The sequence below is a fragment of the Lacticaseibacillus manihotivorans DSM 13343 = JCM 12514 genome (genome assembly GCF_001435035.1).
Classification (GTDB): Bacteria; Bacillota; Bacilli; order Lactobacillales; family Lactobacillaceae; genus Lacticaseibacillus; species Lacticaseibacillus manihotivorans.
The window spans coordinates 1-3,399 of sequence record NZ_AZEU01000124.1; the positions used below are offsets into that span (position 1 = coordinate 1).

General features: G+C 46.6%; 3 protein-coding genes. All 3 read left to right on the plus strand.

From position 1 onward, the window contains the following. A partial coding sequence (locus tag FD01_RS06620) for a peptide ABC transporter substrate-binding protein (RefSeq protein WP_235802937.1) occupies positions 1-1,005 on the plus strand: 1,005 nt, incomplete at its 5' end. Position 1,006: 1 nt separating this feature from the next. Further along, a complete protein-coding gene (locus FD01_RS06625; protein ID WP_054720066.1) occupies positions 1,007-1,732 on the plus strand; it encodes a gamma-glutamyl-gamma-aminobutyrate hydrolase family protein in 726 nt (241 codons plus the stop codon). Positions 1,733-2,487: 755 nt separating this feature from the next. Then, positions 2,488-3,354: a hypothetical protein gene (locus FD01_RS06635; RefSeq protein WP_056963356.1), complete on the plus strand. Its 867-nt coding sequence runs from the start codon at positions 2,488-2,490 to the stop codon at positions 3,352-3,354. Positions 3,355-3,399: the final 45 nt, after the last annotated feature.

Genomic DNA, 3,399 nt, shown 5'->3' on the forward strand with positions numbered 1-3,399 from the left:
GTTCATCTCACGGTGTCGTGCCATGGGGTGGCTAACTTGTTCTTGCAATTTGCGTATCAAAAGAACAACAAATTCTGGGACAAACAATCGGTCAAACTCGATTCTGTTTCCGTGCGCGTGGTCAAAGACTCAGGCACTGCGGCCAACTTGTTCAACACTGGCAAAGTGGATTATGCAGCGTTGACTTCAGAGAACTTGAGTCGCTTCACCAACAACAAGGCGTTGCATCAAATCACTACACCGACGATCGGTTATTTAAGCATGAACTTCAACCGCTCCGCCACGGCTAATGTCCATTTGCGCCGGGCGATCGCTGAAAGTTTTGACAAAGGCAAATTTGCGAAGAACGTGTTAAAAGATGGCTCGACAGCCCTTAACGGTTTGGTGCCAAGCAACTTGTCCACCAATCCAAAAACTGGCAAAGACTACCGCAAAGATACTGGCAACTTGATCACCTTTAACCCAACCGATGCCAAAGCCGAATGGGCCAAGGCGCAACAAGAGTTAGGTAAGTCCAGTTTGACATTGACGCTGTTGACGGCAGACACGGAAGACGCCAAAAACGCTGGCGAATTTTTACAAGGGCAAATCGAATCACACTTGCCAGGTGTGCACATCACTTTGAAGTCGATTCCAGTGGCGCAACGCATTGCCTTGGAGCGCTCAGGCGATTATGACATCGCGTTTGGGACTTGGGCCCCAGATTTTGACGATCCGATCAACTTCTTGGATGTGTATCAATCGACTGGTCAGTTGAACTTCTCCAAATATAACTCCAAAGCCTATGACGCTGATCTTGCTAAGATCCACGGCAGTCTAGCGAGCCAACCAGAAGCGCGCTATCAAGCGATTCAACAAGCAGAAACGCGCATGATCAAAACCGATGTCGCCATTGCGCCAGTGTATCAAGTGGGGTTAAGCTATGTTCAGAATCCAAAAACTTCGGGCTTGTCGATCATTCCATTTGGATCGACCGTGAACTATCAATATATTGAGGTGAAGTAACATGAAACCATTGATTGCAATTATTGCCAATCAATATGATTTTGCAGAAAAGGTGTTCCATAATCATCCGGCGACTTATGTCCCACAGTTTTATATCGATGCTGTCTATGCAGCCGGCGGGACGCCAGTGATTTTGCCATTGGTGGATCGCGAAGACGCCAGCAAGTATGTCGAACAATTTGACGGCTTCTTGCTGACAGGTGGCCAAGGGGCGTCACCGTTTTTATACGGGGAAGAGCCTCAGCCATTGATGGGGCAGACTTCCTTGCGCCGTGATGAATTTGAATTGGACATTATCCAGGCAGTGCGCGCGACTGAGAAGCCGATTTTAGGCGTGTGCCGCGGGATGCAAATGCTCAATGTCGGCTTAGGTGGGACCTTGTGGCAAGATCTCGCCTACCGCAAGGAACCAGTGATCAAACACATGCAAGTGCCAACGCCAGACACCCAAGCATCACATTACGTGGATTTGACTGAAGGCACGTATTTATCCGCTGCGTTAGGTAAAACCCATTTGGTCAATTCGTTGCATACCCAAGCCTTAAAAGATGTGGCTGACGACTTCACAGTGATTGCTCGCGCACATGATGATGTGGTTGAAGCGGTACAATCTAATGATGCTCGGCATCGGATCTTCGGGGTCCAGTGGCACCCCGAAATGTTGTACACGGAAGACCAAGCACAGTTAGCACCGTTTAAGCATTTAGTCGCTTTAGCAGGAGAATGAGAATGATAAAGTTTCGGATGGGGGTGCCTCTTCCGAAACTTTTTTGTTGTGGCAAAAAAAATGACCTTCAAGTGTTGAGGAACACGCTTGAAGGTCATTTTCGAATTTAAGCGCACAAAACCCACGAAACCAAGGTGCATTTCGTGGATTCCAGGCTTTGATGCCTATTTGATTACGTTCATGCAGTTCAACCCATTATTGCTCAAGTACGCTACTGCGAGCCTTGGGTTCTTGGCCCTTAGCCCTTTCATTGCTAATCAGCTAGCATTGCCTTTCGCACACAGTCGTCGACTGGCTTCCCATGTTGCCATGAGGATGGTTCTCCCAGCAGTTACTGATATGAGTCCACCCAAGTGAGACCCTTCTATGCCGGCACTCTGAAACTAGAGATCCAGCAGCATTCGACAGTTAAGCCCAAGCTACTGTGGGATCGTCTCATTGGTTTAGCTTTGGGTCTTCCCCCGCAGCGTGAAGTGGTACGGTCAGCCTGCGCTAAGCTGATCACTTCTCCTAGCGATAATGTACCACCGAAAAAGCAAAAACACAAGAAAAGCTTTTTAAGTGTTTCGTATCATGACACTTAAACAAACACCGTTAAATTAGGCTATAAAATTCTTCATAAAAAATCGGTATACCAGTAATCCCATAACGAGTTGTCAACTGCGAGCACCGAATTGAGGAAAATGTCCACAATATAGACGGTTTTCTTGCGAAGTTGTCCCATTCGCCTGCATAATAAATTTGAGGTGAGGCAAATGCAATTTCAAAGTCTGCGACGCTTTCGTGTTGGCGCGGTGCTAGCAAATGTCGCAATTCTTCAGTTCAGATTTCCTGATGGCCGGGACCACACGTTTAAGACCATTGTGTTGGGGGCGGCTAATTTTGGGCGAATTGGTCAGTATGAGTCATTAGGCTGGCCGCCGATCACGTGTTTTACAAAGTTTGATTGGAAGGTGCTCAAGGTTGAAGGCTCGCTTGGATATGCAAAACGTCTGGCGCTTAGTGGTAATTTGATGAAAACTCACTTGATCCATGGCGAGTCCGAGCGGATTCAAATTAAGCGTCTTGAAAGTCAATTGGTGGGCACTGAAATTCAAAATTTCCGACGCTGGCTAAAGTCGGTACCTCATGAACAAACACGACAGTGGACACACCAGATTCAGCGCTTGGAACAAACAATCAAGGCGTATGGTTCGCATCAATTAAAGTTAATGCAAGTGATCCAGCGCTTTAAGGCAGTATATGCTACCGATAAATGGCACCGGCAAAAGCAAGCAGAACACTTTGAAAAATTGGCTTGGGACTTTTCCAGTCAATTTGAGCGTGAACTGGATCAGTTTTTGCCAATTGCGTATCTTTTGGTGAATATCAAAAATATTGAGTTATATCAGTATAGTAATCAACGTGATATTTTATTGCATCCGGAAGCAAATCAGCCTAGCTTGGCGTATACGTCAACTTATATTCAGCACATGTTTGACCAGCTCAAAGCTCAAAAAGTCCAAGCCCAGCAATTAGGGCTCCCATTCTACGACCCAGATTGGCTTGCCAACAAACAACGATTCCAACAACCGGTTTGGGATCCTGCCCAACTAGATGCCTTTAATATAGCTAAAACATGAAAGCTTGAATCCAGACTGATTCCTTGGCATCACTTGCGTTGTACC

Bases quoted from the DNA above. Each gene is read 5' to 3' on its own strand.
- FD01_RS06625 (WP_054720066.1), top strand. From the start codon at position 1,007: ATGAAACCATTGATTGCAATTATTGCCAATCAATATGATTTTGCAGAA.
- FD01_RS06635 (WP_056963356.1), top strand. From the start codon at position 2,488: ATGCAATTTCAAAGTCTGCGACGCTTTCGTGTTGGCGCGGTGCTAGCA.